The organism is Ruegeria sp. AI2 (genome assembly GCF_056541275.1).
On sequence record NZ_JBQFYB010000013.1, the window covers coordinates 1 to 25,170 of the forward strand.

The following is a 25,170-nucleotide window of genomic DNA, read 5'->3' on the forward strand; positions in this document are numbered from 1 at the left end:
GCTCTGCGTCCGAAAGCATGTTGCGCAAGACCATGGATCTGCCGGGGTCTACCTCGCTCACCTCATAAAGGCTGACCGACGCGTCCCGCAATCCTTTGATATAGGCGCGGGTCTGCGCACTCTCCTTGGAACCGCTCCCTTTCAGATAAGCATCCGCAGCGTTTTCGGCGTCCGCTCCGAATGTCCTGCCCAGCAAATCTTCCAGGCCACCACCCCACAGGACCATCGGCCAATCCTCGCCCAGCAAGTCGCCCAGATCCTCGAACTCAAGATCGAAGGCCTCGAGCGCTGGCAGAAAATGCTCGTCCAACACATCAGCGAGCCGCTCATGCCAAATCTCGTCACGGGTGATAAACCCGATGAGCCCACCAAGATCGTTCCCCGTTGTCATCTTCAGCTTCTCCCTGTTTGCCGGACAGGGGCGATTTAGCGCAGATTGCAACCGCCAGCCAGCCCACACGCGTATGCAGACCTGCGTTACATGGAGGGACTTGTCATGGCGAATGCTATGTCTTTGGCTCCCGCCCAAAAAGCTCTGTGAAAAGCTTTTCGGAGCGGCGCAGGCCTTCATCGGTCAGTACCACCGATTTTGCCTTTCCAACCGGGTCCAGGATCAATCCGTTACGGTGCAGGCGATCAAGCGCTCCCCAGTCAAAGCCTTAGGGCCGTCCTGAACCCAGCGAATTCGGGGATGTTGCGAGCCGCTTCGACGACGGGTGTGAGCCCAACTAGTGGATTCGTCAGGGCGTTTCCGCCGGTATTCTATGATTGCTAAAAGATGGTGGTGCTGATCGCTGTCGTATTAGATTTTCCGCAAATATGCCCAAGAGACGTATCCCTTAAGCTTGCGCGCGCGCTCCAAAGAGACGCGGCACCAACGGGTGCCACCGGTCTGCTCACAGCCGTGAACTCGTAGTGCGGTTCCATTTGGAAGACCAACGATCACATTGAACCCTGTTCCAGGCCCACTGCGCATTTTTAGCATGTCACCGTCTTCGACGCCAAAAACCTCATATGTTCCGAGTGACGCGGCCGCCGCCGGTTTAACGTCCATGACGACCCCCAGGAACAAAGCCATTAGGGGTAAAAAGATTGCATTGCGCATCGCGATGTCCTGCTTATTGCCTCAACGACAATCGTAGCAACTCGGGTCACCAAGAGGAACAACTCCAAGACAGAAATGTAGGTGATACCAAAGCTTCAAACGCTACATTTCTTCCAAATGGTGGGGAACCCTGGCCCAGTTGGGGGCATCTTTCACAAAAACCTTGCTCGTTGGCTTGAAGTTGTTTGGCTCATCCAATGTCCCAGCCGCAATGCTCGTCAATCCGAAGGCTGTCACGCCCCACAGGCCTGATCCGCAGGTGCCACAAAAATGCTTGATGACAGGTCGACCTTCCTTTGAGGTCTTCTCAAAGGTCCGTGGTTTGCCTTTCAGCAGCTGCAGGTCTTCCGACTTTATCATGTACCCGGCATAACCGTCCGTTCCGGTCATCGATAGGCAATCACTGCAAAAACACATGAGTTGCATTACTGCGCTGCCAGTGACCTGGTATCGAACCTCACCGCAAAAACATCCGCCTTCCAAGATTTCAGCCACGTTGCCTTCATCCTTCTATTTCGTTTTGCAAGATATGAGAAAACCGTACCTACTCTGGCCAGTGGTCACAACGGTTCCAGCAGCGGAATGTGGAATGGTGCCAATATGAGCTCCTGTACCTGGATGGGTACGAGGCAAGCATCAGACAGATTGAGTTGTCGAATGTTTTCATCACGGTTCTGAATCCTTGCCAATTGACTGTTCCAGCAAAGTCATTGGACAGACGAGCTTTATTGATCGACAATCGCGTCATGGAGCTGACAGACACCACACCTGTGCACCTGATCCATGTGGACCCTGAGATCAACATGGCGCGGTTCTATGGCATCGAGTTGCAGCCGACGTTGTTTGGGGAGGTTTCAGTGCTTCGTACCTGGGGGCGTATTGGCACGAACGGGCAAGCCATGATGGTGACGTATGATGACGAAGCCCTGGCTAGTGAAGCGCTCCACAATCTCGAAAAGCAAAAGCTCCGTCGAGGGTATGTTCCGGTCGGTGAGTGACTTCGGGCTGCAGTCTGTTTCTGTGGCAAATCCCGAGCCTTTCGGCTCGTGAGCAGGCTCTAGGTTTCAGCCGACGTATCGGCTTCCACCCAGAACACCCCAGAATGATCTCCCTGTCCCAGTAGCCCCTGACCCGTCTCTTGCGAGCCGGGGCAGGGGCTTTGGGTCATGGTCGGTCCATGCCGTGGTGATCTGCCCATTCGGGTGACGGTCCCTTTTGCGCTCACGCAGGATCAGAGATCCTTTGTCCTTTCCTTGTGGGTCAGGCGGGATTTGGACAAGCCAAACGCTACCTTCCGTAAGGGGGAAGGCGCGGCCTCCCCCCTCGGACAAGACAAATAGACAATACCGTGTCCTCGCGCGCCTGCGCTGCGGGCCGCACCACTCTTGTCGATTGGTCCTGTCTCGCCCCTCTCCGCGTTCGCCACGGGGCAGGTTTTAGAGACGACGCCCTTTCAGGGCTCGGCTCAAAACCAGCACCAAAGGGGATCAACCCCAGAGGTCGCACCACAAAAGGAGAGACGGTTTTGGACATTGAAAAGACAAAAGACATCGACACTGACACCAGCCTGCAGGCGGCAGAGATTGCGACCCAGAATGACCTATTTCGGAAAGCGCTGATCGATCCGACTGCGGCAATCGAGATGCATTCTAAGGGAATTCAGGGTCAGGTATTTGTCACGCCCGGCGTGTCAGGTGAAGGGATGGAGTTCCAGACTGCAGCTTTGGCAGCGGTGGCGTCGGATGACCAGTTTGACGAGGGCAATGACCCCTATGGCGATCACACCTTTGGGGCGGTGACAGTCCGTGACCAGAAGCTGTTCTGGAAGATCGATCTTTACGACACGGACTACACGTATGGGTCCGACCGGCCGTTTGACACGTCAGTGACGCGCCGCGTTCTGACCATCATGTGCCCCAGCGAATACTGATCTCAATCCCAAACCGGAAAGGAGGTGAACACCATGAGCAATGAAATCTTGCAGCAACGTATCGCAGAAGCGTGGGCGCTAATCAGGAAGGGCGACAATTTCCACATCGCGCGCCGCTTCCTGATCCAACACGCAGCCATCTAAACGGCTCCGCTCTACCCCGGAAGGGGTAGGGCACCCTTAACACGATCTCAAACACTCAAACAAGGATTTGCCCCATGAGCAAAGTCGAAACATTCACCGCACCGGAAACCATCGAAACCGTATCCCTGTCCGATCTCTACCTGTCTGACATCAACCCACGACAGGAGGTTGGTGAGGAAGGTATTGCACTTCTGGCCGACAGTTTGGTTATGTGTGGCTTGATCCAGAACCTCAGCGGGTTGCGCGATACCGATGGCAAAGTCGCAATCGTTGCCGGTGGTCGCCGCCTACGGGCTCTGAACATCGCCGTGACTGAGCGCGCTGATCTGGCACAGGTTCCCGTTAAGGTCACGGACAATCCCTTCGTGGCTGAGCAATGGGCCAATGCGGAGAACACCGCCCGTGAAGAACTGGACCCTGTGGACGAGGTCCGTGCTTATGGCAAAATGGCCGAGAAATCTCTGTCTATTGCCAAGATCAGCAATGCGTTTGGCGTGACCGAATCCCATGTGCGCCGCCGCCTCGCGCTTGCCAGTCTGCCCGCCGCCGTTCTGGATGCGCTCAAAGCCGGTGAGATCAGCATGGGGCTGGCCAAGGCCATGACCGTCAGCACCGAAGAAGAGAAAATTCTGGAGGTTCTGGAACGGGCCAAAGAATGTCGGTGGTTCAGTGAGCATGATGTCAAACAGGCACTGACGTCGGAGGCTGTTAGCAGCACTAGCCGCAAGGCCGTATTTGTCGGGCAGAAGGCTTATGTTGAGGCGGGCGGCACCGTCACCGCTGATCTGTTTGCCGATGAAACCCTATTCAATGAAGGCGCGTTACTGGATCGTCTGTTTGCCGAGAAACTGGCGGTAGAAGCGGAAAAACTGCGCGACGCGGAAGGCTGGGACTGGGTGGACACCCATGAGGAAAGCTACATTCCCTATGGGTTCTCGGGTACGAAAGACATGCACCGTTTGGACATGGTGAGCCGGGACTTCACCGAAGGACAGGCCGAACGGTATGACGAACTTGCCGAACTCTATGAGGGTGAGGCTCTGGACGCGGATGGTGAAAAGGAGCTGGCCGCGCTTGAGGACTATACGGCGCCGTTCTATTCTGACGCGCAGCGCAAGCTGTCCGGCGTGTTTGTCTATGTCACCAACAATGGCGAGATCAAAACATCCCCGGCCTATGTCGCGGCGGAACATGTTCAGGCTGCCATTGAGGCTGGTGTTCTGGCCCCGGTCAAAGAACCGGAGATCAAGGAAGAACCAAAACCGGCCTTTTCGCAGAAATTCATCGACGACATGGTGGCGATCCGGCTGGCAGCGGTTCAAACGGCCCTGCTGGACAAGCCTGATTATGTGTTGAGCCTGTTTGCTTTCTTTGCCACCCCGGCCTCCGGTCTGAGCAGCAATCTGTTTGGGTTTGGCTATGGTGGTGCCGAGCGGAACACACCCGAGATCGATGACCAGTTCATCCTCGACCCGCGTCTTGGCGGAGAACGGGATGAAGCGGCACAGGCAGCCTATGACCAGTTCCACGAGATTGCCGCACAAGGCAGCGTGGAAGCGTTCAAAGCGTTTCGCGATCTGGGCAAGAAGACCCGCAATGGTGAGATCACGGGTTTTCTGGCCCGGCGGTTTCTGACCCAACGCCCGGAGTTCATGGCGGAGATCGAGGCTGAGATCGAGGCTGACATGCGCGCGATCTGGACCCCTTCGGCTGAAAACTGCTTCAAGCGTCTGAAAGGCTGGCAGCTGGATGATCTCTACAAAGACCTGCTGGACCTGCACATCGACGCCGACATGTTCAAAGCCTTCGCGAAATCCAAAAAGGGTGCCAAGAACGAGGCGCTGCACAAGCTCTTCAATGATCCAGAGCATCAAAAGGCACTGGGCGTGACCGAGGCACAGAAAGCCCGGATCGATGCATGGGTGCCGGATTGCTTCTGAAACTGGCAGGGCAGGGCGCAACGCGCCCTGCTTTTCAGCAATGATTTTTGATTTTAGTTCAATGGTATAGGTTGTTTTGACTTGAAAGGTTGTAGCCTGTAGGCTACATATAGGTATGATAGAAATTCGTAAGACGGACCTGTTCGACAAGTGGCTCAAGGGCCTGAAGGACCAAAGGGCGAGAGCCAGGATCTTGGTTCGCATCACGCGGTTGAGCCTGGGCAATCCCGGTGATGTGAAACCGGTTGGTGAAGGTGTGAGTGAACTGCGTATCTCCGAAGGGAAGGGGTATCGCGTTTACTATGTGTCGCGCGGTGACGTTTTGATCGTTTTGCTGTGCGGGGGAGACAAGTCATCCCAGCAAGCCGACATCAAAACCGCCAAGGCGATGGCAAGAGAGTTGGAGTGAAAAACATGGGTGTCAAAACAACGAAGTTTGAAGCGGCTGACTATCTGGACAGCCCGGAAGCCATTCAAGCCTATCTTGAAGCGGCTTTTGAAACCAGCGACACGGCGCTGATCGCGTCGGCACTTGGCGATGTTGCCAAGGCCAAAGGTATGTCGAGTGTGGCCGACAAATCTGGTCTGTCTCGGGAAAGCCTCTACCGCGCACTTAGCGAAAATGGCAATCCCGAGTTTGGCACGGTGCTGAAAGTGCTGAGCGCTGTGGGTGTGACGCTCACCCCGAAAATGCACGTGAATTAACCCACTTTAAAGGCTATCCACCATGTCCACCGATGCAGCTCCGTCTACGGTTGAAAAAGCCGCCCGCCGCGTCTGGAAATCCGCGCAGATGTTCGTCGGGTTTCATACAGACCAGAAGGGCAAGCCGCGCACACAGCCGAAGCTCTGGCCGCCAAAAAACGGGAGCGCGTCGATCCATGGTGATCCCAGCGCGCAGGAGGCCATCGTGGTCGTCAAAGCCGCTGATCCGGACGAGGTACAGGACGTGCAGATCAAGCTGCACCCAAACCGCATTGTTGTGCGCCGCGATGCAGATGCCTGGTGGCAGGGTGTCGCTGTAGATGAGCATACCGTGACGGTCCGAATGGCCGACAACACGATCATCGAAATCCGCCATGACGGATCGGTGAAGCGGCGCTCGGCAGAGGACGAAACCCATGTTGAAGCAGATGGCAGCATCTTCAAGTTCACGGAATTTGCCGAGGCGCATATGACGGGTGACGGGGTGGAAATGACCCGCCGCACAGAGGATCGCATTGCCACGATCACAGCTGACGGTGTTGTCGATCGCGCGCGCAAGCGTTAGCCTGTAAAGAATACCTCCAGATTTTCCTTTGGTTAAACTCGTGGCCCGCTTCGGTGGGCCTTTTTCTTGGCGTACTCATCACTGTATCTGCCCGTGCGCCGGTCTCGCCCCGCGACAGCGCTTGAGAGAGTTCTTGCGGATTACCGGGGCGTCCTACCGAACCCGCCAATCCAAATTGAGTCCGGCTGTTTACCTGATCCGCACAAGCACGGACCAGGGCCGGACCGTCCGGTCTTTGGCCTCCGCCAGTTGGATAGGGCGGTTTGCACCGTCCGTCATTCTTCATCCTTTGCGACGACGGTCATACCGACCCAGAAGGGCAACCCCCAACTTAGAACTGAGCGCCGCGCCTGTGTCGGATCGAGGTGATGTTGCCGCCATCAAAGACATCGTTTTGTTCAGATGTTCCGCGCGCAGCGATCCCAGAAAGCCTTGCCTTTCACCAGGTCTGACAGTTTCAAGTACGTTGCCGGAGAAGATCCTCGGCTGCGGTGTTTCTGAAGGGATGAACATAAGCGGGCAGTCGGGGAAGACGCGCGGCGCCCGGGCCGGGCGCCGCGCTTCAACAAGGAATGTCCCCTGCGCCTGCGGCGCATTCCGCGCGGATCAAATTCCCTGCTGACATCCCCTTGATGCCCGCTTTTCCCTTGTTCATCGAAACACGCCATAGCGAGGATCAAACAATGGCAACTCAAACTCTGAAACTGAGCGTCAAGACCGGTGAAAAAGAAGGCAAGACATTCTGGGATCGATGCGGGGTGCTCTTCGTCAATACCGATGAGACCGGCACCATCACCTCGATCCAGGTCAAGCACAGCATGTTCCCTGGCGTTGAGATGGTGGCCTTCCCGAAGCGCACCGATGACGATCCCGTCACCGAATGACGGGAGGGCAGGGCGGCGCAAGCCGCCCTTTCTTCTGCTCCGGCCGCAGGCCGGACCACATATGCGCCACAGGTGGCGCGCGGTCCTAAGACCGGGCAGGGGTGCCGACCTGCCCCAATGCGGCAGCAGACAACCCTGCCACACCCGCCGCGAAAGCGGCGGGACATTGAGCGCGCTGAGGCGCGCGGAAAATGCCATACTGACCTTGAACGTGCCGGTATGTGACGGGCGCTGTTCGGGCAGCTCCCGCTTTGCGTGATTGCCCTGCGCCGGTCCACCGGCACCCACGCCTGCTGGCTGGAAAAGGGGCAGGACCCTTTTCCCGGCGTGGAGATTGCCTCCAAGAGCAAAACTGTTCCGGGGGCAATTTGAGAAAATACGGATTTCTAAAATCACCCCCGGTTTCCTCTTGGAGAGTATGACAGGATAAGGTAGTTGTGTTACAAGTCATAAAAACAACCAGAGGTATACATTGAGCAAGCCCGGCGACACCACTGTCTTTTCCGTTCGATTGCCGTCAGATGCGTTGGTGCGTTTGGAGGAGGCCGTGCAGTCGCTTGGGGCCAAGAGCCGCAACCAGATCATCCAACGACTGATCTATCGTCTGATCGGGTATCTCGATCCTGACCCGGCCGTTGTCGATCTCTGGCAGACGCACTTGCGGCAGGTTCAGGGTGGATACACCAACCTCAATCAGCTCGCAAAATCGGCCAAACGCGGTTCGGTGATCTGGACCGATGACGACCGGCGCGATGTCGAAAACCTCCATCGTGCGATCATCCAGCACCGGCAAGACCTGAAGGCGCTGATCACCGCGGCCCGCCGAAACCGAGAGCCAGACTCCGCCATTCGCCGAATCTTGCGCGACGATGAGAGGACATCTGAAGCATGAACGTCGCGGCTCACAATTTGACGGCAGGGGACTTTCTGGAGCTAGCCTTCCGGGAAGCGCAGAAGGGTATCGATCGGTCCAAGCAGATCAGCCAGCAGCTGCAAACCGCCAATCGCATGAAGTTCATGATCTCGCGGGCCTCATCCATCAAGGCGCGGCTTGGTGCTGTGGTTGGAAAGCCCGAGGCGGTTGTGAAACACGTCCGCAAAGGTGGGGTGAAAAAAGCGCATGAGCTGCGCCGCCAGATCAATTACCTGACCGTCAGGGCAGAGGGCGTGTTGGACATCCGCGACAATGGTGTGACCCCGCTCGATGCCGATCAGGTGAGTGATCTGATCGAGACCTGGGCCGAGGATTTCAACGGGAAAACCAACTATGGTTATACCCGTCACATGATCGTTTCTTTTCCCGAAGGCACCTATCCGGATGCCGCGCATGAGGCCGGTTTGGACTTCGCGGATCGCCTGTTTGGGAGCGGTGATTTTGGCGATACCTGGGACTATCTGACCGTGTTCCACAACGACACTGACAACCCCCATGTCCACATCGTTGTGAATAACCGAGGCGTGGAACATGGGCAGTGGTTGGCTATGGGTATGAGCAGCGACATGAACATCGACGTTCAGCGCTCTATCCAGGTTGAGGTTGCCGAAGGATACGGAATTGAGCTGACCGCAACGACCCGCCTTGAGCGCGGTTTGCGGCAGGAAGTTGAGACCGACACGTGGAAGGTTCAGGCCGGACTGTCTGTTGTTGAAAGCACTCCGGAGGTTGAAGTTACGGCCCGCGACATGGCCGGTGATGTGATGACACTCTCCATCGCAAGAATGTCGGATCTGTTTGATGAGCGCGCCAACGCTGTCAAAGACCGGATCGAAGAGTTTGCCATCCAACTCGTTGAAAGTGAGGAACCTATGGTATCGAGAATGGAACATCTGCTGGATCAAGCCCATCATTTTGATGATTACGGCGAGCCAGGAGACCCGTCTTATGTGTCGCCCGAAGTCATGAGCAACTTGCGGCGACACATCGAATTAGGCGGTTCTGAGGAAACAATCGCACCCGAGCTGAAGGCTCAGGTTGTTGCCCATATCAGCGACGTTCGGGACAACGAACAGAGCCATCCGTATCTGTCTGCCCTTGCTGATATTGTCGATGACAAGGCGTTCCAGTCGTCCGCTGATTATGCCCCGGCAGCACGCCGGTACGAGGTCTATATACAGGACACCTTGGGCAAGGGGGCCTATGAGGACTTCCAGACTCAGACCAAAGAATTGCTGCAATCCATCGACAAGATGGAAGGGCTGGCCCGTGAGGTTGACGACCCTCATCTGCGTGTCGCTATGGATATTCAAATTGGCGAGTTGAAGGGCGACGTTGCGGACCTGCGCACCAACGATCCGGACCTTCAAGCCTTCATCATCGAGGACCGCCGCTATTCAACGATGATGGGAATGGGCACTGCCGAAATGGATGTCTTGGATTATTCAGAGGCCGGCAAGTGGGCAGCGATCCGCAAAGAAGTCACCGACACGGCCAGCAGCTACGGCCTCGATGGCGAGGCGTTCGTTGCCCGCTTTGGCGATCATCAGAACGTCACCCTGGGTACAACAATGGGATGGCGCAGCGACGACATTTCGACCGCCGCGGCCCACTTCCAGGCGCAAGGATTACCCGACAGCCACGACCGCGCTGAGGCCGTTGTTGACGAGCTGCACCAGCTTGCGTCTTCCAGGATCATCGCAATCTCAGAAGAACTTTCAGACGTTCACGCCCACGCAACGCACCCGCTCTTGCAGGGGCGCGGTGACGATGACGGGCACAGCTTGTAAGGACTTTAACCGGTCTGCCTGATGCGCGCGCCAACGCCCCAGGCAGACCCATCACAGAGTTTTCCATCAACTCGCAAAGGAAAAACTATGGTTTCGCGTACAGACTATCTTTTGAACGAAGTCGAACACTTCGCACCCTATTCCAGATTTGATCAATCCGCCCCGCGTGAAGATCGCGTTTCAGAGCAGATCGACATCATCAGGAAAGAACAGCAGGCGATGGGCTTTGATCGTGCAGCCATCGCCTCAAACAGCTTCGACATCGAGGACCAGGCCAACCGCCGTGTTGACGAACATACTGCGCAACAAGATCTGGTCGAAGAATTCAAAATCGAATTTGAAGCTGCGGAGCGGTCAGGGGAGCCGGTTGATCTGAACGATATGCAGGCTTTGGTTTCTCAGCACATGAGTGATGCTCAGGAATACGATCTGTATCACCCTTACTATTCGTCCCTTGCGGATCTGAGTGGTGACAAGGATTTTCAGGAGTCCGACGACTACCAGTCGCCCGGTGATCGCTATGTTCAGTATATGCAATCCGCTTTGGGGGAGGCCATCTTTGAGAACTACGAGCAGCAGACCAAGGACATCGTGAACTCCATCGAGAACATGGAGGCTCTTGCACGAGAGGTCGAAGATCCACACTTGCGTGCCGCAATGGACGTTCAGATCGGGGAGTTGAAAGGCGATGTTGCCGAACTGCGCCCATATGACACCGACCTGCAGGCATACACTTTGGCTGATGACAGCTACACCACATCCATGAATGCGGCCGAGTTGGACAACCTGGACCCCACGGAAGCCGAAAAATGGCTGGCTGTGCGTGATGACATTGTGGCGACCGCGCACAGCTTCGGTCTCGACGGAAGCAAGTTCCTGGCCCGCTACAACGATCATGACAGCGTTTCAATCGGCACAACGGCGACTTGGAAAGACGCGGACATTTCCACCGCTGCCGCCCATTTCAACAGCCAAGGCGTTCCGGACAGCTACGAGCGCGCGGAGGCCGTTGTTGGTGAGCTGCACCAAGTTTCATCCAGCAAGATTGCCGCCGTGGTGCAAGAGATTGCCCATACCCGCGAACAGGCTACCCACGTCCATGAGTATGATGGACACAGTCTTTAACCACGGAGGACATGATAGATGATTGTTCGCGCCGGTGAATGTGTTGCCGGGAACAGCGAGACCACCGGGTTGGAGTAATGTGGGGTCTGTTCCGATTGGGACGGACTCTTGTCCTTGGACATTCCGGGCATTCGCTGCACCACGTTTGAATAGGCAAGAAGCGGACAAAGCGGTTGTTCGCTGCGGCTGCGCAAATGTCTGCATTGGCTGATTGAACCTATTTCGATTCTGTTATTCGAAGCTTCAACTTGTATCTGCCCGAAAGGCGCAGCGTAGGACAGTTTGACTAACTGTCTAAGTCCAAAGCCTTCATCAATTCGAAGACCTGGCTGCGCATCCATGCCGCCATCGGGGCGTTGTCGGAACGCTTGTGCCAGATGCCGACGATCAAAGCCGGTTCAATAGTCATCGGGGGCTCGAACACGTGTAACCCGAATGACTTGGCCACTTTCTTTGCAAGCTGCGCGGGTACAAGCGCGATAAGGTCGCTTTCGCTAACCGCACGGCAAACGCCACTAAAGACAGGCACTGTCATAGCAACCTGTCGCTGTTTTCCGACGCGATTAAGGGCAGCATCGCCCATCGCTGCTAGATTCCCTTCAGGGGAGAACAAGACATGGTGGAGAACGCAGAACGTATCCATGTGCATCTGCGTCCCTTCCTTTAGCCCCGCAATCCTTGGATTTCCCTTGCGCGCGATAACGTGGAACGGCGAACGGAAGAGCGGCTCTCGATTGACCCAGTCCGGAAGCGCCAAATCCGGGATCAGTGCAATGTCAGCGTTGCGTCGATCAAGGCTGGCCACATAGTCATTCGGAACCAGATCAACCAGCTGCGCTCGTAGATTGGGCGCCGACTTTTGCAGGAGATCACCCAAGGGTGGCATCAGGAGTTCCGCGAAAAAATCGCTGGCAGCGATCCGGAAAATGCCTTCAGCGGTTCGCGGATCAAAGGTAGCTGGCGGCGCTAGCAAAGCTTCCAGACGTTCGAGTTCTTCGCGCAAACCGGATTCAATCCTGGACGCGTAATCGGTAGCGACCAAACGGTTTCCCTGCCGGACAAAAAGGGGGTCTTCCAAGGCATGACGAAGACGCGACAATGCACCGGAGACTGCGGATTGCGACATGGCGAGCTTGTCGGCCGCCTTTACGGTTGAGCCTTCACTGAAGAGGGCGTCCAACACGCGCAAAAGATTGAGGTCCAGTGTAGCGAAATTCACCTGGCCGATATCCTATATTAGATATTGCGGTTTGCCTGATAGGTTGGCCTTCGGATAAGTTTCTGTCAACGGAAGCGCTTTCGTTTCAATCCGATGCTAATGGAGAGAAACGATGAAGGACCTGGCCCAAATCGACGGAGCCATCGAATGGCTCGGCGTAAAATACAAAACCATCCTCGGCCCAGAACAGACAGGCGGCGCAATGTCCATCGTGGACAGCTGGTCCCCTGCGGGTAGCGGCCCTCCGCGCCATGTGCATCAAAACGAAGACGAAACCTTCGTAATCCTGACCGGCACATGTAGGTTCTGGTTGGAAGGCGAGGAGTTCACCGCAAGGGCCGGCGAAAGCGTATTCATCCCACGAGGCAAGGAACATACCTTCAAGGTGACAGACGACGAACCTTGCCGCCATCTCGTGATCCTGACGCCCGGCGGATTCGAAGGCTTCTTTGCCGACATGGCAGCCAGTCAGTGCCGTATTCCCGAGGACATGCCTGCTATCGAAGAGAGCGCCAAGCGGCACAACATGGCCTTCACTGGCCCACCTTTGGATTGATACCATGACTGGGAAACACATCGTCTATCATATCCCCGTCTGTCCCTTCTCGCAGCGACTGGAAATCCTACTGGCGCTGCGCGGACTGACGGATGCCGTGGAATTTCGTGTAGTAGACATCACCAAGCCGCGCGACCCTGAATTGCTAGCCAAGACCCGAGGTACGACAGCCTTGCCCGTGCTGGAAACCAGCGACGGCCGTATATTGAAGGAAAGCCTCGTGATCCTGCGCTATCTTGATGAGGCTCTGCCGGGGGCACCGCTGCGCCGCAGTGATCCTACCGAACATGCCATTGAGTCGATGCTGATCGCCCGCGAAGGACCGTTCACAATGGCGGGCTATCTCTTTGTCATGAATCAGGATCAGGTGCGCCGAGATGAGCATCTGAATAAGCTTCTCGCGCTCTATCGAGACCTTGATGATTTCCTAAGTCATTACAACCCGACTGGCCCATTCCTGTTCGATGACTTCGGTTTGGCAGAGGCTGTTTTTACCCCGATGTTCAAGCGATTTTGGTTTCTTGACTACTACGAAGGGTTCAAACTACCCGTTGGGAAAGACTATGACCGGGTACGAGCGTGGCGCGATGCATGCATGGCTCATCCAGAGACATCGCAGGTGACTGAAGAAGAAATCGTCAAACTCTACTACGACTACGCGCTCGGTGCCGGAAACGGCGCCCTACCTGACGGTCGCAGCGTTTCAAGTTTCACCTTCGAACCGCCTTGGCAATCGAGACCCATGCCCCCAAGGGAAAAATATGCAGCGACAGCCACCGACAAAGAGCTGGGACTTGTCGCCTGACCATCGATTAAATACTCAGTACCGGACATTCATGCGCCGCGCGGCATCGGACAAAATGGGCTCTCTCCTGCCGTTCTCTGCATATTGAAGTAAGGTCCGGTTCGGCCGCGTCCTGTTACCCCCGTCAAGTGAAGGCGCTACTTTCAGCCCGTTTGGCTTTCATTTTCTCCATCGCCATATCTTTCGCTGACCGACTTTTCCGCTTTGCGACCGTGCGCTGCGCATCAAATGCCGCCTGAAGTTCCTGGTCTTTTTCAGAAACCTCTCTGTCCGGGGCAGGGGCCGGTTTCGCATCAGCCACTGCCTTTGCCGTGTCCCTGGCTTGCTCTACAGCCAGATCGAGGTGTGTGCCTTTGATCTTCGGACTTTCGCCACCCAAGAACTGCATGAAATACGGATCTTCGAAGTATCGGATCTTGTTTGCAATCACCGGCATCTTGCCTTCGCGGATCAGCACAACCTCGTTTTCCGGCAGACGACCAACGTGCTCTGGCCGGAGCAGCCGAATGCCTTCTTCACGCTCTGATATGCTGCCCATTTCCATCTTGCCGAGTGCTCGAGACTTCGACTTGCTTATGACCGTTTTGTCCCCGATGGACCTGGACACATGTTCGCGTACTTCGGAATCCTCTGAGGCGGCAAACATCTGGGTTCCAGCGTTTGCCAGCATCGCCCGCACACCCTCGTGCCCATAAATGTCCTGTAGGCGCGACAGTGTTTGCGAAATCACCACGAGCCTGCCCCCGAACGATCGCATGGTGTCATAGGCTTCAACAACGCGCTCAAGATGGCCGAGGCGTTGGAACTCATCGAGCAGCATCAAAACCTTGAACGGCTCATCTTCGCCCGGCTCAACAGTTTCGATGGTGTTCACCAGATCGAGGAAGAACAGGCGAATGAGCGTCCGGAACTCTTTGACCTTTTTCCCTGGCACGGAAAAGTAGATCGAGCTGGGGCGCCGACGCAGATCTTCAAAGTTGATGTCATTGCCCTGCGTGGCTCTTGCTACCGACGGGTTGCGCCAGAGCTGCAGGCCGGAGTTCAACATAACCGAAATCGTTGACCGCAGGATTTTGGATTCTTCGGCTGCAAGATTCAGAAACTCATCTGCAGCTCGCGCATATCCAACTTCTTCAGCCATTTTCTCATAGTCCTTTTGCTTGGTCGTTTTGACCAGGCGCAGGACTTCGGAAATGTATGGCCGCTTTCTTTTGATCGCCAGCATCGCCATTGCGCAGAACATGCCTTCAACACCACCCATAAAGCCCTGCGCGGACGAGCTGGGCGTGTCGAACATCTGAGTTGCAACCTGAATCACTTCTTCCCATCGCCGGTCCAGATTGTCGGCACGTGCTGCGCGGCGCAGAGGGTTGTAGCTGTGGCTTTTGTCGGGGTTCTCGGGGTCGAACATAAAAACCTCATCGCCCATTGCTGCCCGACGCGCGCCGGTTGTCTGGAAAATCTCGCCCTTGATGTCCAGGACGACGCAAGACCCATTGAAACGCAGGACATTCGGGATCACAAAGCCGCTGGTTTTGCCCGAACCAGACGGGGCAATGAACATCGCGTGCGGCTTTTGGACACCGGGGCCGGGCTTATAGTAGATCGCGTTTTTGTCCTTTGGCTCACCAAATTTGGCAAACACGATTTCACTATCCAATTTGTCTTTGAGCTTCAGAACCGACGCATAGCCTTCCTGGACGAGCTGAGGGGCCTTTGCAAAGGTCGCATCACCGTATTTCGTTGAGGGACCACGCAGCGCAGCCGCCACAAATGCAAAGGTCAAAACACCCACTGCGACCACCGCCACCAGACCCATGATCTGCTGCGTCTCTGCAGGCTGTGCCATGAACTTCTCTGGGATCGCCCAGATGTCCAGCCCGCGAAAGCCTCTGGTGTTGATGTATTCGAGAGCCAGCCCGACCACCAACACCGCGCAAGCCGAGGTAGCGATAAAGCCCATAGTACCGGCTATCGCGACCTTCTTGCCTTTGGGTAGATCCTGAAACTCAGCCATCGGTCAGCTCGCGTTTGAAGAAGCACACGATGCCAAACTCGGCAGGTACGACGCCGACCATTTCCCAACCGTCTTGCCCGAGCTTCGCAAACTTCTCGCCTGCATTTTCCTCTACCCGCATCAAGACATTACGATACTCAAATTTTTTCATTCTATTTCTCCTTCAGATAAGTTGATCAGCGGTCATCAGGGGTGGGAAGATCACTCCGTTGACCTTCCGTTCGTCACCGATTTTCTTCATGTGAACGATCATGTGAATGGTGGCCCGGATGTCATCGACCACTTCTGACTTTTGAACGGTCGGAGATCCGCGACGCACCATCTTGCTCATACGTCCAATGGCATCTACTGGTGAGTTGGCGTGCATGGTACAAACAGAACCATCGTGGCCGGTGTTCACCAGTTCCAGGAACATATTTGCGTCGTCGCCCCGAATTTCACCGCAGACGAGGCGGTCAGGCCGTAACCTCAGCGCCGATTCCAGCAGCTTTGTTGGTGATCGAGGGCCATCTTCTTCGGAACGGTCAGCAAGTAGATCGACAGAATTGGGTTGCTCGATGTCCAGCTCGGCCACTTCTTCAATCGTCACGATCCGTTCGCCAGGATCGACGCGCTTCAGCATTGCATTGAGAACAGTGGTTTTGCCAGACGAGGTGCCCCCGGCAATGATCACGTTCCATTTGCTTAGCATCGCAAGGTCGGCCAGCTCGTCAAAGTTCATTGTTCCGGCAGCGAGAGCAGCCCGAGCCTTTTCAAGCGCGCTGTGATCATTGTTTTCTGCCAACGCCGCCTCTTTGCTGGCGAAGCTGAACGCGCCCAGATCGACGGTTTTCACGCGGAGCAGGCGGATCGCCACGGACCCCACGCCGGTTGTTGCTGGCGGAATCACAACCTGCACCCGCGCTTTACCCTGCTGTGTCGGCACGTTGGCCGTCGCAATCGGCTTCTTTTCTCCGAATGTCACATCGCTGAATCCGGCCACGCAGCGCCCGATGTTTTCCACATCATCTCTGTTCAGAGTAATGTCTGTCCTGGTCATGTGTGTTGTGCCCATTTCTTCGACCCAGACCGATCCGTCAGGATTCACAGAAATTTCGCTCAGGCTTTCATCGTGCAACAGATGCTCGATCTTGCCTGTATAGTATTCCAGAAGGCTATTGCCGTTCCGCCCGCTCATGTTCTTGTCCTTGGTAGAGCACTTTTTTGAACACTGGAGGTTGCCTTCGCTGCATCTCGGCTTTGCCTCGAACACGAAGGCATCCACATAAGATTCATTGCTTCCAAAAAGTGCTGAATTTGCTTCAAAAAAGGCCGCTACCGCACTCGATCATGCTGGCAGCGGCCGGAAAGACTGCTGAGGCGGTCGGCTCATTGGCTCGCGCTCAGAAGCTATCGAACACAACGTCGCGCTGCAGGATGGCGTTGATGCGACTGCCCTGATCGACAAAGACTGTCGGAGTAATGCGCAGGTATTCATCAAGCGCCGCTGCCGTAGCGTTCTGCAGGTTAGACCCCACTTGCGTTGCCAGATCAGTGCGAACCGAGTTGTTGCTATCGTTGTCAGAGACCAGTGCCACCGGCGCAATGCCGATGATGGACAACAGCGCTGCAGTTCCGAACCGTTTCCCAAAGTGTGTGTTCACCCTGCCGGTCGCACCAGTCCGGCCTTGACCGTCCGTACCAGCCGATCCGACCTGAGTTGACAGGCCGTCAGGCGTGATGACACGGCTCCAAACGATCATGATGCGCGTTTGCGCCAATGTCGTGTCCGCTCGATACTCGCCAAAGAGCTTCGATCCGCGCGGCAGAAGCAAACGCGTGCCGTCCATCGAGTAGACGCCACGTGTAATCGTCGCCACGACACTGCCGGGCAACTCCGAGCTGACCGCGCCACCGAACACAGCCGACAAAACCGTGCCTTGCGTCAGGGTGCGCGACGGATCGTCAATGATCGAGGCCCCGACGATGGGGGGATATTCTTCGACCAGATTGTTTTGCCATGTCGTGTTTTGGTTTTCCTGATAGCCGCGTTGATCTTCAGGCAGGCGGGTGTCGTCTGGCTGGACTTGAACCGGCTGCGGCGCTGCAGGGAAGGGTTGGAAAATGACCGGCTGCGATCCACCATTGATCGGCTGGTAGTTTTGACCGGGTGCGTCCTGTGCCATCGCGCTTGAGGCCAACGTGACCAGGGCGAGGGTGAGTGCTGTTCTGTTCATCGTCAGCTCCATCAGTTTCTGCCGTATGGGTTTTCATCGAACACAATGCCGTCCGACTGGTTCTGCCGCTGGCGCATCTTCTTCAGTTCTTCGAGTCTGCGCCGCTCGTCATCGGTCAGACCTTGCGCCTGAAGGTGGCTTACGCTGGCAAGTGCCCGGGCCTCCGCATCTGCGATGGCCTGGGCAAGTTCCGTCTGGAACTTCTTCTCTCGCTCATCATATCTGACCTGAAGGCGTTCATTGGTCAGGTTCAGCGTTGCGATTTCACCGTCTTTTTCGGACAGCGAAACTTTGGCGTCCGTCAGCTCGTCTTGCAGATCGGAAATCCGACCGTTCTGTTGCTCGATAGTTTTCAAGGCTTGTTTCAGCCCTTCGGAATCGACCTGCGGCACTGTTGCCGGTGTTGCCACCTCAATTTCCTCGGGCAAAGCCTCTGGTTCCGGCTCATCGGCCTCTGGTCCCCGTGCGGTCAAAAGCCCGTATCGCTCGCCACCACCTTGTTGCAAAGCGTCAACGCGGACACCCGTGTTCGTGCTTTTGTTTTCATGGCCCATGACAAACCATACAAAGCCCAGGAACACCGCTCCTGCGATCGCAACGGTTATCAGCTTCTTTGGGTCGAACTTCTTCCGGACACGTTGCGACGGCTGTTCAGCCGCCGCCCGTGCCGCAATTGTCTGATTGCGATCCATTACTTGCTGCCCCCCGGTTTAACTGTCTGTGAAGTAACGGGCCTGCCCGTTGCACTCGCCTGCTGAAACGCGTCGCCATCGTTTCGTACACAGATCGAAGTGTCTTCGATGCGCAGTGTCCAAAGGTCGGAAAGGCCCTGCACCTGGATAATGCCGCGCTCTTTGACTGTGGTGTTCACCATCAGCTCGCGGCCATCAGGCAGGACACGGAAAATCCCCGGCAACTCCGCATCCTGCGGGATTTGCATATAGGTGTGAACGCCATCATCCCACACGGCGGTGGGCGCAAAGTCCGCTTTGCCCGAGCGCGAATAGTTCTGGTTCACAAACCGGCCAGTTGGCTTCGGCTCGCTCCGAGCGACTGTGCCGCGACGCGTTGTGGTCCCGCCGCTGTTGTTTTTGTTGTAGAACGTGACCCGAAATGGAACACGTTTGCGTTCGGCGGCGCTCTCGGCCGGAACCAGATAGAAGTTGTATGTCCCGCGATTGGTCAGGACGGTCAGGTTTGAATCCGAGTTCAGGATTTCTGGCTTGAACGCAATAACGCGACCTTCCTGCAGGCGGGTGATCTGAAAACTCTCAGTGTCGCCCGCGCCAATGCTGCGGACGGTCTCGCCCTGCGGAAAGTGAACATAGGTAATCAGGCGTTCACCTACAGTGATGCGGTACACCTGGTTCTCGACGTAATGGAAATGCGTGATGCGATGATCCGCATTCTTTCCGTCTGGCGTCGGTGTGATTTCAGCGAGCAGAGGCGTAGAGAATGCCAAAACTGCTGCGGCGGTGGCGGTGAGTGTTTTGAAAGAACGCTGCATCAGACCTTCCCTATGGCGTCTACGCGGTAGTTGGTGACGACGAAGCCGAACGGATTTTCCAGAAGCTCATCCATCGACGTCACGATTTTTTCCTCAAACCCGTAGGTCACAGTGACCACGTAGCGGGCTGAGGCCGTTGCTTGGTTTGGCACGATCAGGGACTTGCGGATCTCGACCTGCACCGTCTCATCGTTGACCGGCGAGACGCCCAGAATTTCGGTCTGCACCTTTGTCTTGGGCGTATAGATTTCGTCAGGATGGTTGTCGTTCGAACCGTCCCACAGTTCGCGGTAGGACGTTTCGGCCAGCTCATCAGAACGACGCAGCACCGATTTCAGGCGCTCGTTGTTGTCCTGGACATCATAGGTTTCCCGGTCGCGCACATAATTTGCGACTTCACGGAAGGCCATCGCCTCAGAAGGTTCCAGTTCTTCGACTTTTTCAGTCAGCAGGACCGGCAGTTTCGTGTCCGGATCAATGGAGAATGGCACCGCGCGGATTTCCTTCAGGGGAAGGAGCATCGCCCAGCCAATCATAGAGGCCACGCCCATTGCCATGCCGACCATGCCGAATACCTGCCATTTGAAGGCATCGCGGCGTGCGCCCAGAAAGAGTTCTTTTTCGTGATCTGTCACGTGTGACATTTGCTCTGTACCTCGATTTATGAAGATTTATTGGCGCGAGCTTGTCGAATGCTCTGCCGGTAACGGTCAGCGGCGTAGCTCTGACGAGCTGCCCCATCCTGATTTCGGGCTCTGTGCGCTATGTCCCGACGCGCTTGCATTGCGCGAGACGCGCTGTCACGAACGCCAGTCCCGTCACGTGCTGCGGAAGCCATAGCAGCGGCAGTTTTCCCACCGGCTACTGCACCCCTTGCGCCGTCGCTTGCAGTGCCCAATGCACTTCTTGCGGCTGCTGCAGCACCAGTTGCCACGGCAAGACCCGAGGATGCCGAAACGATTGCACCCGACATCCCGCCCGCGAGCGACGGGATCTGCGTGAGCATCACGATTGAAACAATGCAGATCGCCAAAAACCGGCCACTGGCCTCCATATTGTTCACATCCTCAACAGCGGTCAGTTCGGAGCTGAAAAGGGCCTGAATAAGAGAAACGATGCCTGTCAGAACGACGATGACCATGATCAGGCCAACAGTCGTTTTCGCCCAGGCTGCGAAGATATTGGCTGTTGCCGAGCTGAGCAGCGTTGCGATGAAAACAGGCGCTAGACCCAGCAGGACCGCTAGACCGCCTTTTGCGATCAGCGCCATGCCGGTGCCAAAAGCAACGATGACAGCCCCAACAACCCAGAGAATAGCCCCGGTGATGCTCAGACCCCAGGTTGCGTTTTCAATAGCCTGCTGGCCCATCAAGAAACACTGAAGCGCAATGTCATCGAGTGCTTCCCAGACATTTGTTGTGCCGGTCAGTTCTCCGGCAATCGTGTCTGGGAGGCTCGAAATGCCCTGATAAATGGGTTGAAAGAAGCTCCAGCTAGAAGCCATACCAATGATGATCGTCGCCCGAATGATCCAGCCGACATAGCCACCAAACCCGATTTCTCGGATTTGAAGCACACCGTTGATCAGCATTGCCACGAAGATCAGCGCGGCTATTGCCCAGAGGGCGGATGCTAGATCCGCCGCCAGGCTGTTGTATGCTTGCTGCGAGAAGTTATTTAGCGCAGCCTCAATCGAGCTGACGAAATCTTGGATCACGGCCCACAAGCCTCCTCAATTGCAGGGCGCAGAGCTTCCAGACGGGTCCGTTGCTCTTTTTTCAGCGCGGCAAGATTGTCGGACGGTTGGGTCCAAAACTCGTCTTGGTCAGCTCCGACCTTTTGGGCGGCGTCCTCACGGCTTAAACCGCCCAGCGGACATTCGGTGCTGAAGGTCTCGCCAGATTTGCGCAGAATGCATTGCTCGATGGTGGCCTCGTGCGCAGCGATGACCTGTTCATTCAGGATCACCACCGACCAGTTGGTCACAAGAGGCTGCTTGTCTGCGGATTGGCCCGCTTCGGCCATGCGCGCTTGATCGTTTTTGACGAATTGACGACCGTACTCACGCGCACCCGAGTACCCAAGGCACTTACGATATTCACCGAACGGCATATCGACCTTGGGTGATGGGCGCAGCTTCACCTGTGCCGATGCAGCCCCCGACATAACGGCGGCGGCTGCAATGGTCAGGATGAGAGTTGAGCGGAGTTTCATTGTGAGGTTCCTCGTACATAGTTGCTGAGTGTCGAAAGATCGGCAGCGGTTGCAGCCAGATCCGTGCCCGACGCCAGAGCATTAGCCGAGGTTGCGCGTAAGATTTCAATTTCAACCTGAAGGAGTTTAAGGAGAACCGCCGTGTTGTAGTCGATTGCATCCTTCAGATCTTCTTGCTGACCGATTTCACCGCGCAGCTTTTCTGCATCTTCGGAGAGCTGACCGGCCATGTCATAGCCATTCTCACCCAAGGCCGATGCCATCAAGCCAGCGCCACCTCGCTCCGAGAGAATGCGCCGGGCTGGCACGTCTGACGTACTGAATTCTTTAAGGATTCCATTGTTCAGCCCCAGGCTGATTGATCGGCGTTCCATCGCGAGTCCGGCGACGCCTGGAAGATCGCCAATCGTATCTTCGGTCGCGTTCAAGGCGTATCCAAGCGTGTCAGCTGCCGTTGCCAGTTTCAGAAAGCTGCGGCTGTTGAACTGGTCCAGATCCGTCAGACCACTGATGGTTTTGAGGGAGTTTTCGAGCAGTGCCCTCTGCTGCTCGAGCTTCTCATATTGTTGCATCAGCTGTTCGTATTGGCGGACCATTTCCGCGACTTCGCGGGCCGAATTGGCTGCGTCCTGTGCAATGGCCGTGGCGTCGATGGTCGGAACACCTTGGGCTGCCGTCATAACTGGCAGGGCGGCCAGAACCGAAACAGCAATGGTTGTGCGGAATTTCTTTGAAATATCCATCAGACAAACTCCAAGTTTTCAGGGGAGGTCATGCGCTCAAAGTCACAGGCGCATTTGCTGCGATAGCCCGAATAGGTGCTGGTGCAGGCCGAGACAGCGGCCAGAACTACAAGGGTGATGACAAGGCGGGCTTTCATGTGATTTCCTTCCAGAAGTTGGGGTTTTTTCGCCAGTCAGGATCAGGGAACGATTTTCCGTCTGATCCGCTCAGAACACGAAGAAGCGGGCCGAGCGCGCCGACATCGACATCGAGCCAAACACTCTCATCACCTTTCTTCATGAGCATTACGCGGTCGCCAAAATGCGCCCTCAGCGCGCCCAGCTCTGAATCGTTCAAGCCGATTGCCCGGTAGTCTGCTTCATTGCCGGATCGAGAGGGGAACAAGAGTTGCGTGCTGGTGTTTTCCAGGATCGACTTACTTGCCGCTGACGACAGGAGGTGATCGGGGATCTGCGTCATCATCATCATCATGACGTTCAGCTTCCGATACGTGGTGTAGGCATTTATGAGGATGCCAGCGCCATAAGGGTTGCCAGCAATTACCCATGCTTCATCAATCACAAAGACAGTGGGTATCTTGGTGGCGCAGCGGCGTTCAATCTGGCGCATGACGTAGCTGATCCATGCCAGCCGCACCAATTCGTCATCCAGAACCTCAGAAATATCGAACACAAGATGACGGTCGCCAGCAGCAAACGGATCTGAGCCACCCTCGCCAAACATCCAGGACAAGCGGCCTTCGCCCGCCCATTCACTTGCACGCTTGTACAGGTTCTTGTCATCGTCAAAGGCTCTGAACCGTTCCACCAGTGAATCGAAGTTCTGAAGCGCAGGCGGCAAAGTGGCATTGGCTTGGCAAGCCCTTGTGATTTCATCCTTCTGATCGGTGGTCAGTGGTTCGTCATAGCTCAATAGGGCAATGACCCAATTGGCGAGCCAGCTTTGCCCAGCCTCATCCGTCTCGGTTTGAAATGGGTTCATGCCTGTTGGTTCACCAACTCGGACGCGGGTGTACTGTGCGCCGAGCGCCCGCATTGGAGCCTCCATTGCCCGGTCTTTGTCAAAAGCGATGATCCGCGCGCCCTGTGCCACCGCCATTGTCGCCAGCAGCATCGCGATCACAGTTTTACCCGATCCGTTCGGCCCCAGAATGATTGTGTGGCCGGAGGGCAGGTTTTCAGCGTCTTTGCTGGTCTTGGGAAGGTGCAGCGAAACATCGTAGCTGTCCCCGTGTGTCGTCGGGAAAGTCGCCAATGGCCCCGGCCAAGGTAGCTTTTCCGCATCCAACCCTTTGGGGCGCATGTGGAACGCAACCATATCCGCAAAGTTCTGGTCCGTGATCAGTTCTTCACGGGCGCGGAACGCGAAATTGCCGGGGTGCTGTGCGAAGTACACGGCACGGGCCGACATCGCTTCGCGCTTCACCGTGCCACCCGAAATCTGGATTTCACCGATGATGTGTTTTTCGGCGGTTTTCAGATCTTCCTCGTTCCCAAACACGCAGATCGACAGGTGGTGCTTGCCGAGTGACATGGTGCCGGAGGCAATGCCGTCCGCCAGAATGGACAAATCCTCTTCAAGCGACTTTGCCTTGTCGCCTGCCGAGCGCATTTGTCCCGACTTGCGGCGTTCCATTTCCTGCGCCTGGGCGCGGCTGATCGGCAGGAAGGATTGCGAAATCACGACATCAACCGGCAGGTCTAGCCCGTCGAAAATGCCGGGGAACGAAGCCATCGGGTAATTCTTCAGGGAATAGACACGGATGGAGCGTTCCTGATCGTCGCCCGTGACCAGTTTGCCGCGCTTGCCCTGAAACAGCACATCCTCTTGCGGCATGTTGAAGGCGATGGGTTCTGCAATGTTCGTGTGAATGATCGGCTGATACCGACCGTTCAACAGCATTCCATAATAGCCGAGCCAACGCCCCTCGCTGAGCTTCAGCCGGCGCATACGGGCCTCGCCCAGCGTGCCCGCCAGTGTTGTGAACACACCGTCGAGCTGTTCCATCATTTCGCGGCGTTCCTCGTCTATCGTTCCAGACGACATGCCGAACATCTGTTTTGCCCGCTCATCCTGCCGCTTTTGCAGAATGGCGCTGATGATGATCTTGCGTTCTTTCAGCTCTGCATCGACGGACGCTGAGCGCATGGCCTGCGCCACTGCACCGGCAAAGCCGGTTGGATCTGTGATGACATGACCAGTCTCAGCTGGGACGGTCAGTCGATGAACATAAAAGGCCACCTCATTGGGTGTCGTGCGCAATACACGCTCAAACCGTTCGGCCAGGAACTCGAACTCGTTTTCGTCCAGCGTGTTTGCGTTGATTCCGGTGATTTCTGCAGCGGCGATGAGGCCACCGTTGCGTGTAGAAATGACCTCATCGTCCACGACATAGCCATACGGCAACATCTGAAAGAGGCTCATTTCATCCTTGCGCCAGCTCGGCTCGATCAACGAGCGGGCAAGGGTCCACAAATCCTGTGCAGCAGGCTTAGGCACTATAGTAATCTCCCCCATGATGCTGGCGGTTTTTGGTGCGCGGAGTTTTGGAAAGGGTTACGGACAGGACGCGGAAGAAAGCCGGTTCCCATTCGTAAAAGAGGCGAAGCCCGGTGTAGAAAACAAAACCCGCAATGATTGCTGGCGCTATCCCGAACATGAAGAACGAAAGCATGGTCATCCCGAGGATCACCAGCAGATAGATCACGGGTAAGCCGCCCCATTCTGCGGGGCGGCTCAGGCCGCGAAAGACCGTATTGCGGCGCGGCAT

28 protein-coding genes and 2 pseudogenes are annotated in these 25,170 nt (G+C 56.1%); 12 read left to right on the forward strand and 18 right to left on the reverse strand.

Going from position 1 to position 25,170, the window contains the following annotated elements; all coding sequences use genetic code 11:
- The 4 genes and pseudogenes from ACR0LL_RS17390 to ACR0LL_RS17405 form a co-directional block, all read right to left on the reverse strand.
- Positions 1-391, reverse strand: a pseudogene (locus ACR0LL_RS17390) (hypothetical protein); the annotation flags it as partial.
- A 115-nt stretch (positions 392-506) separates the two neighbouring features.
- Positions 507-647, reverse strand: a pseudogene (locus ACR0LL_RS17395) (DUF6429 family protein); the annotation flags it as partial.
- Between the two features lie 155 nt (positions 648-802).
- Positions 803-1,105, reverse strand: a complete 303-nt coding sequence (locus tag ACR0LL_RS17400; RefSeq protein WP_152460662.1) for an SH3 domain-containing protein — start codon at positions 1,103-1,105, stop codon at positions 803-805.
- A gap of 102 nt (positions 1,106-1,207) precedes the next feature.
- Positions 1,208-1,600, reverse strand: coding sequence for a GFA family protein (locus ACR0LL_RS17405; protein WP_152460663.1), 393 nt, complete (start codon positions 1,598-1,600; stop codon positions 1,208-1,210).
- A 251-nt stretch (positions 1,601-1,851) separates the two neighbouring features.
- On the opposite strand from ACR0LL_RS17405, the gene ACR0LL_RS17410 reads away from it, so the two are divergent.
- The 10 genes from ACR0LL_RS17410 (at position 1,852) to ACR0LL_RS17455 (ending at position 11,122) form a co-directional block, all read left to right on the forward strand.
- Positions 1,852-2,103, forward strand: a complete 252-nt coding sequence (locus ACR0LL_RS17410) for a WGR domain-containing protein (protein WP_170418006.1) — start codon at positions 1,852-1,854, stop codon at positions 2,101-2,103.
- Positions 2,104-2,630: 527 nt separating this feature from the next.
- Positions 2,631-3,035 carry a DUF3768 domain-containing protein gene (locus ACR0LL_RS17415; RefSeq protein WP_152460664.1) on the forward strand — a complete coding sequence of 135 codons (405 nt, stop codon included), beginning with the start codon at positions 2,631-2,633 and terminating at the stop codon, positions 3,033-3,035.
- Positions 3,036-3,253: 218 nt separating this feature from the next.
- On the forward strand, positions 3,254-5,119 hold the full coding sequence (locus ACR0LL_RS17420) for a ParB/RepB/Spo0J family partition protein (protein ID WP_480588532.1): 1,866 nt from the start codon (positions 3,254-3,256) through the stop codon (positions 5,117-5,119).
- Positions 5,120-5,234: 115 nt separating this feature from the next.
- Entirely contained in the window at positions 5,235-5,528 is a 294-nt protein-coding gene (locus ACR0LL_RS17425) for a type II toxin-antitoxin system RelE/ParE family toxin (RefSeq protein ID WP_170417791.1), read from the forward strand.
- A gap of 5 nt (positions 5,529-5,533) precedes the next feature.
- Positions 5,534-5,824, forward strand: coding sequence for an addiction module antidote protein (locus ACR0LL_RS17430; RefSeq protein WP_152460667.1), 291 nt, complete (start codon positions 5,534-5,536; stop codon positions 5,822-5,824).
- Positions 5,825-5,846: 22 nt separating this feature from the next.
- Entirely contained in the window at positions 5,847-6,389 is a 543-nt protein-coding gene (locus tag ACR0LL_RS17435; protein WP_170417788.1) for a hypothetical protein, read from the forward strand.
- A 683-nt stretch (positions 6,390-7,072) separates the two neighbouring features.
- Complete coding sequence (locus ACR0LL_RS17440) at positions 7,073-7,273, forward strand: hypothetical protein (RefSeq protein ID WP_170417785.1); 201 nt, start codon at positions 7,073-7,075, stop codon at positions 7,271-7,273.
- Positions 7,274-7,745: 472 nt separating this feature from the next.
- Positions 7,746-8,165, forward strand: coding sequence for a hypothetical protein (locus ACR0LL_RS17445; RefSeq protein ID WP_170417782.1), 420 nt, complete (start codon positions 7,746-7,748; stop codon positions 8,163-8,165).
- Positions 8,162-9,997 (forward strand): relaxase/mobilization nuclease domain-containing protein, encoded by a 1,836-nt coding sequence (locus tag ACR0LL_RS17450; RefSeq protein WP_480588533.1) that lies wholly within the window; start codon positions 8,162-8,164, stop codon positions 9,995-9,997. Before ACR0LL_RS17445 ends, ACR0LL_RS17450 begins: the two co-directional genes overlap by 4 nt.
- An 87-nt stretch (positions 9,998-10,084) precedes the next feature.
- Positions 10,085-11,122: a hypothetical protein gene (locus tag ACR0LL_RS17455; RefSeq protein WP_170417776.1), complete on the forward strand. Its 1,038-nt coding sequence runs from the start codon at positions 10,085-10,087 to the stop codon at positions 11,120-11,122.
- 286 nt (positions 11,123-11,408) lie between these two features.
- On the opposite strand, the gene ACR0LL_RS17460 is transcribed toward ACR0LL_RS17455, so the two are convergent.
- Positions 11,409-12,341, reverse strand: a complete 933-nt coding sequence (locus ACR0LL_RS17460; RefSeq protein ID WP_480588535.1) for a LysR family transcriptional regulator — start codon at positions 12,339-12,341, stop codon at positions 11,409-11,411.
- Positions 12,342-12,453: 112 nt separating this feature from the next.
- Here ACR0LL_RS17460 and ACR0LL_RS17465 point away from each other — a divergent pair, with 112 nt between their 5' ends.
- Both ACR0LL_RS17465 and ACR0LL_RS17470 read left to right on the forward strand, forming a co-directional pair.
- Positions 12,454-12,897, forward strand: coding sequence for a cupin domain-containing protein (locus tag ACR0LL_RS17465; RefSeq protein ID WP_480588537.1), 444 nt, complete (start codon positions 12,454-12,456; stop codon positions 12,895-12,897).
- Positions 12,898-12,901: 4 nt separating this feature from the next.
- On the forward strand, positions 12,902-13,702 hold the full coding sequence (locus ACR0LL_RS17470; RefSeq protein WP_480588539.1) for a glutathione S-transferase family protein: 801 nt from the start codon (positions 12,902-12,904) through the stop codon (positions 13,700-13,702).
- A gap of 124 nt (positions 13,703-13,826) precedes the next feature.
- Here ACR0LL_RS17470 and ACR0LL_RS17475 read toward each other — a convergent pair whose 3' ends face one another.
- The 13 genes from ACR0LL_RS17475 to ACR0LL_RS17535 form a co-directional block, all read right to left on the reverse strand.
- Complete coding sequence (locus ACR0LL_RS17475; RefSeq protein WP_170474331.1) at positions 13,827-15,719, reverse strand: type IV secretory system conjugative DNA transfer family protein; 1,893 nt, start codon at positions 15,717-15,719, stop codon at positions 13,827-13,829.
- Positions 15,712-15,870 (reverse strand): DUF4177 domain-containing protein, encoded by a 159-nt coding sequence (locus tag ACR0LL_RS17480; protein ID WP_152460674.1) that lies wholly within the window; start codon positions 15,868-15,870, stop codon positions 15,712-15,714. The genes ACR0LL_RS17475 and ACR0LL_RS17480 overlap by 8 nt, the downstream gene beginning before the upstream one ends.
- Before the next feature lie 12 nt (positions 15,871-15,882).
- Positions 15,883-16,896 (reverse strand): ATPase, T2SS/T4P/T4SS family, encoded by a 1,014-nt coding sequence (locus tag ACR0LL_RS17485; protein WP_152460675.1) that lies wholly within the window; start codon positions 16,894-16,896, stop codon positions 15,883-15,885.
- Between the two features lie 205 nt (positions 16,897-17,101).
- On the reverse strand, positions 17,102-17,935 hold the full coding sequence (locus ACR0LL_RS17490) for a TraB/TrbI/VirB10 family type IV secretion system protein (RefSeq protein WP_170575215.1): 834 nt from the start codon (positions 17,933-17,935) through the stop codon (positions 17,102-17,104).
- Between the two features lie 11 nt (positions 17,936-17,946).
- Positions 17,947-18,627, reverse strand: coding sequence for a hypothetical protein (locus ACR0LL_RS17495; protein WP_152460677.1), 681 nt, complete (start codon positions 18,625-18,627; stop codon positions 17,947-17,949).
- Complete coding sequence (locus tag ACR0LL_RS17500; protein ID WP_152460678.1) at positions 18,627-19,442, reverse strand: TrbG/VirB9 family P-type conjugative transfer protein; 816 nt, start codon at positions 19,440-19,442, stop codon at positions 18,627-18,629. Before ACR0LL_RS17500 ends, ACR0LL_RS17495 begins: the two co-directional genes overlap by 1 nt.
- On the reverse strand, positions 19,442-20,086 hold the full coding sequence (locus ACR0LL_RS17505) for a VirB8 family type IV secretion system protein (RefSeq protein WP_152460679.1): 645 nt from the start codon (positions 20,084-20,086) through the stop codon (positions 19,442-19,444). Before ACR0LL_RS17505 ends, ACR0LL_RS17500 begins: the two co-directional genes overlap by 1 nt.
- Positions 20,087-20,103: 17 nt before the next feature.
- Positions 20,104-21,159 carry a TrbL/VirB6 family protein gene (locus ACR0LL_RS17510; RefSeq protein WP_152460680.1) on the reverse strand — a complete coding sequence of 352 codons (1,056 nt, stop codon included), beginning with the start codon at positions 21,157-21,159 and terminating at the stop codon, positions 20,104-20,106.
- Positions 21,156-21,656 (reverse strand): hypothetical protein, encoded by a 501-nt coding sequence (locus ACR0LL_RS17515; RefSeq protein ID WP_152460681.1) that lies wholly within the window; start codon positions 21,654-21,656, stop codon positions 21,156-21,158. Before ACR0LL_RS17515 ends, ACR0LL_RS17510 begins: the two co-directional genes overlap by 4 nt.
- Positions 21,653-22,399, reverse strand: a complete 747-nt coding sequence (locus ACR0LL_RS17520) for a type IV secretion system protein (RefSeq protein WP_152460682.1) — start codon at positions 22,397-22,399, stop codon at positions 21,653-21,655. The genes ACR0LL_RS17515 and ACR0LL_RS17520 overlap by 4 nt, the downstream gene beginning before the upstream one ends.
- Positions 22,399-22,536 carry a hypothetical protein gene (locus ACR0LL_RS17525; protein WP_170425207.1) on the reverse strand — a complete coding sequence of 46 codons (138 nt, stop codon included), beginning with the start codon at positions 22,534-22,536 and terminating at the stop codon, positions 22,399-22,401. Before ACR0LL_RS17525 ends, ACR0LL_RS17520 begins: the two co-directional genes overlap by 1 nt.
- Positions 22,533-24,899, reverse strand: a complete 2,367-nt coding sequence (locus tag ACR0LL_RS17530) for a VirB4 family type IV secretion/conjugal transfer ATPase (protein WP_170634634.1) — start codon at positions 24,897-24,899, stop codon at positions 22,533-22,535. The genes ACR0LL_RS17525 and ACR0LL_RS17530 overlap by 4 nt, the downstream gene beginning before the upstream one ends.
- Positions 24,892-25,170: a VirB3 family type IV secretion system protein gene (locus ACR0LL_RS17535; protein WP_152460684.1), complete on the reverse strand. Its 279-nt coding sequence runs from the start codon at positions 25,168-25,170 to the stop codon at positions 24,892-24,894. Before ACR0LL_RS17535 ends, ACR0LL_RS17530 begins: the two co-directional genes overlap by 8 nt.

What these genes read in the sequence shown, in the direction of transcription:
- ACR0LL_RS17425 (WP_170417791.1), top strand. Translation starts at nt 5,235, where the DNA reads ATGATAGAAATTCGTAAGACGGACCTGTTCGACAAGTGGCTCAAGGGC.
- ACR0LL_RS17475 (WP_170474331.1), bottom strand. Translation starts at nt 15,719, where the DNA reads ATGGCTGAGTTTCAGGATCTACCCAAAGGCAAGAAGGTCGCGATAGCC.
- ACR0LL_RS17495 (WP_152460677.1), bottom strand. Translation starts at nt 18,627, where the DNA reads ATGGATCGCAATCAGACAATTGCGGCACGGGCGGCGGCTGAACAGCCG.
- ACR0LL_RS17470 (WP_480588539.1), top strand. Translation starts at nt 12,902, where the DNA reads ATGACTGGGAAACACATCGTCTATCATATCCCCGTCTGTCCCTTCTCG.
- ACR0LL_RS17535 (WP_152460684.1), bottom strand. Translation starts at nt 25,170, where the DNA reads ATGCCGCGCCGCAATACGGTCTTTCGCGGCCTGAGCCGCCCCGCAGAA.
- ACR0LL_RS17435 (WP_170417788.1), top strand. Translation starts at nt 5,847, where the DNA reads ATGTCCACCGATGCAGCTCCGTCTACGGTTGAAAAAGCCGCCCGCCGC.
- ACR0LL_RS17490 (WP_170575215.1), bottom strand. Translation starts at nt 17,935, where the DNA reads ATGAACAGAACAGCACTCACCCTCGCCCTGGTCACGTTGGCCTCAAGC.
- ACR0LL_RS17480 (WP_152460674.1), bottom strand. Translation starts at nt 15,870, where the DNA reads ATGAAAAAATTTGAGTATCGTAATGTCTTGATGCGGGTAGAGGAAAAT.
- ACR0LL_RS17485 (WP_152460675.1), bottom strand. Translation starts at nt 16,896, where the DNA reads ATGAGCGGGCGGAACGGCAATAGCCTTCTGGAATACTATACAGGCAAG.
- ACR0LL_RS17400 (WP_152460662.1), bottom strand. Translation starts at nt 1,105, where the DNA reads ATGCGCAATGCAATCTTTTTACCCCTAATGGCTTTGTTCCTGGGGGTC.
- ACR0LL_RS17440 (WP_170417785.1), top strand. Translation starts at nt 7,073, where the DNA reads ATGGCAACTCAAACTCTGAAACTGAGCGTCAAGACCGGTGAAAAAGAA.
- ACR0LL_RS17430 (WP_152460667.1), top strand. Translation starts at nt 5,534, where the DNA reads ATGGGTGTCAAAACAACGAAGTTTGAAGCGGCTGACTATCTGGACAGC.
- ACR0LL_RS17410 (WP_170418006.1), top strand. Translation starts at nt 1,852, where the DNA reads ATGGAGCTGACAGACACCACACCTGTGCACCTGATCCATGTGGACCCT.
- ACR0LL_RS17420 (WP_480588532.1), top strand. Translation starts at nt 3,254, where the DNA reads ATGAGCAAAGTCGAAACATTCACCGCACCGGAAACCATCGAAACCGTA.
- ACR0LL_RS17465 (WP_480588537.1), top strand. Translation starts at nt 12,454, where the DNA reads ATGAAGGACCTGGCCCAAATCGACGGAGCCATCGAATGGCTCGGCGTA.
- ACR0LL_RS17455 (WP_170417776.1), top strand. Translation starts at nt 10,085, where the DNA reads ATGGTTTCGCGTACAGACTATCTTTTGAACGAAGTCGAACACTTCGCA.
- ACR0LL_RS17505 (WP_152460679.1), bottom strand. Translation starts at nt 20,086, where the DNA reads ATGTCACACGTGACAGATCACGAAAAAGAACTCTTTCTGGGCGCACGC.
- ACR0LL_RS17450 (WP_480588533.1), top strand. Translation starts at nt 8,162, where the DNA reads ATGAACGTCGCGGCTCACAATTTGACGGCAGGGGACTTTCTGGAGCTA.
- ACR0LL_RS17515 (WP_152460681.1), bottom strand. Translation starts at nt 21,656, where the DNA reads ATGAAACTCCGCTCAACTCTCATCCTGACCATTGCAGCCGCCGCCGTT.
- ACR0LL_RS17500 (WP_152460678.1), bottom strand. Translation starts at nt 19,442, where the DNA reads ATGCAGCGTTCTTTCAAAACACTCACCGCCACCGCCGCAGCAGTTTTG.
- ACR0LL_RS17525 (WP_170425207.1), bottom strand. Translation starts at nt 22,536, where the DNA reads ATGAAAGCCCGCCTTGTCATCACCCTTGTAGTTCTGGCCGCTGTCTCG.
- ACR0LL_RS17520 (WP_152460682.1), bottom strand. Translation starts at nt 22,399, where the DNA reads ATGGATATTTCAAAGAAATTCCGCACAACCATTGCTGTTTCGGTTCTG.